We start from the raw sequence: 5816 nt of genomic DNA, 5'->3' as shown, positions 1-5816 counted from the left end.
CTTTTTGCTGATCAGCTTCGGACACCTCGTATGATACCAAGGGGGCTTTTTTTATTCAATCCTCATTTAAATTCATTACAGGAATGCTCCTTTATGTATATAGACATAATAAAAAAACCCTCAATCCAACAAGGACGAGAGTTTACCCGCGGTTCCACCTTACTAGGAATATACATTCCCCCTCAAAACCCTTTAACGAAAGGCAGACGGATCATCTTACTGATAGTTCAGATGATCAGCTCCGAGGTGGTTTTCAGTTGGTATTGCCAAGAAATGCTTTCAGCCAAGGCATCTCCTCTCTGTTAGAAATAGCACAACTTACTCTTCCTCATCACAGCTTTTACTAAATTATAATTTTTACTCACACTTTTGTCAATCATGCTGGCATCATAACTACTAACACCCATTGTACTAAACCTATTGCAAACCCAATTACCGCACCTAAGTACTCTATATGCTTAAGCTCTTTATTTACTATCTTAACAACGAGCTTTTCAAGTTTTTCTAAGTCAAAATCGTCAACTTTCTTACTTACCATTTCTGAAATAGTGAACTGTTCTTCCAAATCATTTTTAGCTGTCAGCAAAAAACTATCAAGTATAGCAGGTGCTTCTTTTTCAACTGTTTCTTCTATCTGTTTAAAAAGCATATTCTTCATGTAACTAGGTAAGCTAATAGGCATTCTTGAAATAATCTTATCGTATAAACTTGCTGTCAGTGACACAAATAGTTTTTCCTGAAAAGCTGGCTCTTTAATTTTATCCAAAATATCATCCATGGGGAGAAGTTCTTTTTCCACCATCCCCCCAAGGTCACTAGCTAATTTTTGTCTCCTTTTTGGCAATAATCCTTGTATACTATAATTTACCGCTGGAATTTTTATTGGTTTATAGGGTCGGAAAATTAAAGTGATAGCAATTTTATTTGTCATCCAACCAATAAATGCACCCACAATTGGCAGTATAATCAGCACAAAACCACAACTCTCTTTTACTCACAAATATATCAAATTTTTGCTGATAATACAAGTTTACCACTTTTCTTGACACTTGTTGCAATTTAAGCATTTTTCCACTCTGTTTCCAAAAACATGTTCCACTGTTTTAGTAGCCTCTGTTTCTATATACTTTTCTTTAAAATGCAACTCTATTTGCTTAGGAGCAATTGTAATCAACGCACTAATTAACAAATCATCATAATTAACGTCTGTTTCAGCCATCTCCATAAAAAAACTTTCCAGATAAGTACTACTTAACTCCTCTCCTACTTCATCATAAAGCATAAAACTGCTATCTGGGTTTATTACTACATGAACTATGTCTAGTTTTGGTTCTTGGATGTCCACAAAGTATCTGAGCAAACGGATAAATTCATTATATTCTTTTTCCATCATAAATTCATCCACTGCAGTATCTACAACTTCTTGAAGTTCTCTCATATAGTCACGCAATCTAAATGTTACAAATCCTTTTATATTTATTTCATCCTCAGTAACGAGGTACTCTTCTACTTTATTCATTATCTTTTCCCTTTTTCTCTTGCCATAAACAGTTTTAATCCCTCTAGTTTCCAAACCACTTTCTAATATTTTTCTACTGTTGTTCAATATTTCTTCCTTTTCTTCAGGTGTAAAGAAATAGTATTGAGTTCTCACTATTTGTTCAACAAATCTAAATTCCCAGTAATTAATTATTACATCAGTTATTAGTGAAGCCATTTTGCTTTGAAGCATATTTAACTTAAGCCGATTTGAATCTACCTCATAGTTATTGAAGCTTAAATTTTGTTTTATAACTTCTATTTCCTCATCAGTACCTACAGCTATTAATTGCGTCATGCGATCACCCCTTTCATCTGCTATATTATATGTGTCGATAGCTCTTTGATTATAACTTTTGATTCTTTTTTAGTGTTGCCACCGCATCTAAAAGTAAACTGTTATGTTTTTATCAAATCTGGAAGATTGTCGGTTGCATAGGTAAAAAAAAATAGGAAAAAATAAAGAATAATCTCTTTTAATATGGAGGTGAAATATGACTAAAAGAAAGTGTAGCTTACAAAACTGTCGTTGGCATAAACCCAATGGAAATGGTGGAGGTTGATTCCATCCTGAAATGACTAGTTCTAGTCAAAAATGCAATGATGAAATAGTTGATTGTTATGAGCCAAAATAGCGAGGAGGGCTGTTATGCTTTTTAAGAAGCGCAGGAGATTAAATATTTTATCCATTATGGCTTATCCAGTAGCATTTATTAAAGGTATTATTCTAGGAAGAATGCTTGGGAAGCGCTTATAACATGAAAAAAACAAGCCCTTAGTTAATATGGGCTTGTCAGCTTGTAGACAAAGTCCAATTTTTGGACTTCATCTACAAGCTTTTTTGTTATAATAGAAATAGTAATAATGATGTGTGGGGGGAGCTTTAATGTTATCAAAAAAAGTAGAAGATGGAAGAACTCAAATAGAGTTCGTAGCTTTAGACAAGAACTATGCTCGCCGCTTTAAAGATAGCGATTTGTTTGAGCAAATTTTTTATCGTATCTTGAAAGAAGCAATGAAAAAGGGATTAGTAGATCCTTCTATTGCATTTATTGATTCTACACATGTGAAAGCTAATGCTACAAGAAAAAGTTACAAAAGAAAGTAGTTAGAGGAAGCAGATCACCTTAGGCATACTAGTTACAACAAGGAAATCTACACTAAAAGAAAAGCATGGAATGCGTTGGACTAAATTTCGAGGGAAGAAAAAAGTTAGCTAATTGGAAATGGCAAGGACCGTGTCCAGCATAATATATATAAATAGTTTATTTTCAAAAATAAAAGAAGACAAATTCTGCTTTTACCCGTAGGTAAAAGTAGCGTTTGTCTTCAGTCTGGGGTTTTTTAGCATGTGGATATAATTAAATATGAGCTTTAACTCTTCTTTTATGGAGTGTGTGCCTGTTTCTAGCGGACCAATCAAGCCAGATGAAACTCCTGTCTTTGATGCCAATTTCTTTTGGGATAAAACTGCATTTTTCTAGCTATAATTAAAACATAAGGTAGTCTAGCATTTGCTTTTGAGCGTATCAATAACTGACGAGTCCGCTAATGTTGTAGTATCACCAATAGCTTGGCCAGAAGTAATATCTCTCAAAAGTCTTCGCATTATTTTTCCGCTTCTCGTTTTAGGTAATTCATCGGTAAAAAATATCTGATCCGGTTTTGCCAAGGCTCCGATGCCCTTTATTACTATATCCCGCAGTTCGGAAATCAACACATCGCTGCCTTCAAATTTTTCTTTCAATACAACAAAAGCAGCGATCGATTCACCTTTTACCTGATGAGGTCTTCCTATGACAGCTGCTTCAGCCACAGCAGGGTGTCTTGCTAAAGCACTTTCCACCTCTGCAATACCTATTCGGTGCCCAGAGACATTTAGCACATCGTCAACTCGACCTAAGATCCAGATATAACCATCAGAATCTTTCATGGCCTCATCACCGGCAAAATAAAAATTTTCAAACTTGGACCAATAAGTATCTATGTATCGCTGTTCATCATTAAAAATTGTCCGTAACATAGAAGGCCATGGCTTTTTGATTACCAAGTAGCCCATATCTGCAGGTTGGCCAGTTTCATCTACAACATCAATACTAATACCAGGATAGGGAATTGTAGCTGTTCCCGGTACTGTAGGAGTTACCCCTGGAAGAGGAGAAATCATGATGGCTCCTGTTTCTGTTTGCCACCAAGTATCCACAATAGGACACTTTTCATAGCCTATGTGCTTATGATACCAGAGCCAGGCTTCGGGATTTATAGGCTCGCCTACAGTACCTAGTAAGCGCAAAGTAGATAAGTCATATTTTAGTAGCCTCTCTGCTCCCCATTTCATAAATGTTCGAATTGCTGTTGGCGCTGTATAGAAAACAGTTACACCATATTTTTCTATTATTCTCCAGAACCTATCTTTCTCAGGATAGTCAGGACTCCCTTCATAAATGACAGTAGTAGTCCCATTAAGTAATGGTCCATAAACAACATAACTATGACCAGTAATCCAACCAATATCAGCAGTGCACCAGTAAACATCGTCATCTTTGGCATCGAAAACTATGTTGTGCGTTGAAGATGTCCCAGTAAGATAACCGCCAGTTGTGTGGACTACTCCTTTGGGCTTTCCGGTAGTTCCACTAGTGTAGAGAATGAAAAGCATATCCTCGGAATCTAAATGTTCTGGCAAACACTGGTCTGAAATATCTTCCGTTAAGTCATGCCACCATAAGTCTCGCCCTTTACTCATATTGCAGTCCATTTTGTCTCCTATACGCTTAGCTACAATAACATTTTTTATAGAAGGACAGTTTTCCAAAGCCTTATCAGCGTTTTTTTTCAACGGAATAATTTTACCCCTTCTCCAACCACCGTCAGTAGTAATAAGTATCTTTGAATTATTATCATTGATTCTATTGCTCAAAGCCTCTGAGTTAAAACCACCAAATACTACACTATGAGGAGCTCCAATTCTAGAGCAAGCAAGCATGGCTATTACCGCCTCAGGGATCATTGGCATATAGATAGTTACCCGGTCACCTTTGGTAACATTTAAGCTTTTCAGTACATTGGCAAACTTACAAACTTCTGTGTAAAGTTGATTAAAGGTTAGAGTATATGAATCACCAGGCTCGCCTTCAAATATAATAGCATTTTTATCACCTTTAGAACCTTTAACATGACGATCTAGACAGTTGTATGAAGCATTGATCTGTCCGCCCAAAAACCACTTTGCAAAAGGGGGATTCCACTGACAAATTTGATCCCACTTTTTAAACCAGGTCAAGCGCTCTGCTTGGCTTGCCCAAAACTGATCTGTATCAGCGTTAGCCTCATTGTAGATAGATGACGATGATATATTAGCATTTTGTACAAACTTTTGAGATGGATTGAATTTTTGATCAGTCATAACAACATCACTCCCTTCTAGTTTTTAATATTCAGTATATTTAGAATTATAAGATTATTATAACTTGTTTTTCAATAAAATTCAAGAGAGTAATGGAAATTTATGTTTAAAAAACGGCCCCTTAACAGAGACCAACATAAATAGTTTCTGAAACTATTTCAGCTTGTAGACAAAGTCCAAATTTTCGGCATTCGTTCTATGCGGCAAACAATAAGGGAAATAGAAACCCATGTAGCATATCGTTGGTTTATTGGATACTGTTTCAGCGAGAAAATACCGCACTTCACTACGTTCGGCAAAAACTTTGCTCGCCGCTTTAAGGATAGTGGTTTATTTGAGCAAATTTTTTATCGTATCTTGAAAGAAACGATGAAACAGGGATTAGTAGATCCTTCGACGCTCATTTGATATGGTAATTAGTCATACAACCATAGTATTTACCAGGTATTTAGTCCTGGAATGGGAGCGGAGAAATGTGAAGTAAGACATTTAACTTAAACATCTCGTAATCTACTGAGAATTACAGCTGTTCGTAAACGGTTATAAGAACAATAGGAGTTGGGTAAAATACTTCTACAAATTATCTAAATAAGGAAGCTCAAATATTGCAGGTGCATCTTTAGGGAAAGTGATTAGGAGGTGTTTTCCCTTGGCTAGTAATAAATCAATATGGCTTGCTGAACCAATTAACGACAAAGTAGCATTAGCTTGTTTTTCTAGCGTATTAGGCACTTTAGTTATGTATTGTATCGGGATACCTATTTATTTTTCTAACTTGAGACTTTTGCAAATTAATTAACCCTTGATATATAAGGTTTTCAATAGCATAAAAAAGGACTTCACCCCAATGTGGAGAAATTTTCAAGTGACA

Annotated in this window: 5 protein-coding genes, 2 pseudogenes and 1 other annotated feature; of the genes and pseudogenes, 3 read left to right on the top strand and 4 right to left on the bottom strand. The window is 35.8% G+C overall.

What is annotated here, in order from left to right; all coding sequences use genetic code 11:
* Positions 1–127: 127 nt before the first annotated feature.
* Positions 128–344 (bottom strand) — a binding site (T-box leader).
* A 32-nt stretch (positions 345–376) separates the two neighbouring features.
* Positions 377–973, bottom strand: a complete 597-nt coding sequence (locus GGQ84_RS15195; RefSeq protein WP_429163649.1) for a DUF445 domain-containing protein — start codon at positions 971–973, stop codon at positions 377–379.
* Positions 974–1030: 57 nt separating this feature from the next.
* Positions 1031–1837, bottom strand: a complete 807-nt coding sequence (gene ytxC, locus GGQ84_RS15190) for a putative sporulation protein YtxC (protein ID WP_429163648.1) — start codon at positions 1835–1837, stop codon at positions 1031–1033.
* A 630-nt stretch (positions 1838–2467) separates the two neighbouring features.
* On the opposite strand from ytxC, the pseudogene GGQ84_RS15185 reads away from it, so the two are divergent.
* A pseudogene (locus GGQ84_RS15185) lies at positions 2468–2652 on the top strand (IS5/IS1182 family transposase); the annotation flags it as partial.
* Positions 2653–2839: 187 nt separating this feature from the next.
* Here the strand turns inward: GGQ84_RS15185 and GGQ84_RS15180 are convergent.
* Both GGQ84_RS15180 and acs read right to left on the bottom strand, forming a co-directional pair.
* Complete coding sequence (locus tag GGQ84_RS15180; RefSeq protein WP_429163647.1) at positions 2840–2992, bottom strand: hypothetical protein; 153 nt, start codon at positions 2990–2992, stop codon at positions 2840–2842.
* Positions 2993–3046: 54 nt separating this feature from the next.
* The gene (acs, locus tag GGQ84_RS15175; protein WP_429163646.1) at positions 3047–4945 is read right to left on the bottom strand and encodes an acetate--CoA ligase; all 1899 of its coding nucleotides are present in this window, start codon (positions 4943–4945) and stop codon (positions 3047–3049) included.
* A 180-nt stretch (positions 4946–5125) separates the two neighbouring features.
* Between acs and GGQ84_RS15170 the strand changes: the two are divergent.
* Positions 5126–5341: pseudogene (locus GGQ84_RS15170) on the top strand (transposase); the annotation flags it as partial.
* A gap of 253 nt (positions 5342–5594) precedes the next feature.
* On the top strand, positions 5595–5744 hold the full coding sequence (locus GGQ84_RS15165; protein WP_429163645.1) for a hypothetical protein: 150 nt from the start codon (positions 5595–5597) through the stop codon (positions 5742–5744).
* Positions 5745–5816: the final 72 nt, after the last annotated feature.

Origin of the sequence: Desulfitispora alkaliphila, from assembly GCF_050433185.1 — a bacterium.
Lineage (GTDB): Bacteria > Bacillota > Desulfitisporia > Desulfitisporales > Desulfitisporaceae > Desulfitispora > Desulfitispora alkaliphila.
Note: the sequence above shows the minus strand (reverse complement) of the source record. Positions and strands in the feature narration are given on the sequence as shown.

Excerpts from the sequence above, each read along its gene's own strand:
- ytxC (WP_429163648.1), bottom strand. The coding sequence starts at position 1,837 with ATGACGCAATTAATAGCTGTAGGTACTGATGAGGAAATAGAAGTTATA.
- acs (WP_429163646.1), bottom strand. The coding sequence starts at position 4,945 with ATGACTGATCAAAAATTCAATCCATCTCAAAAGTTTGTACAAAATGCT.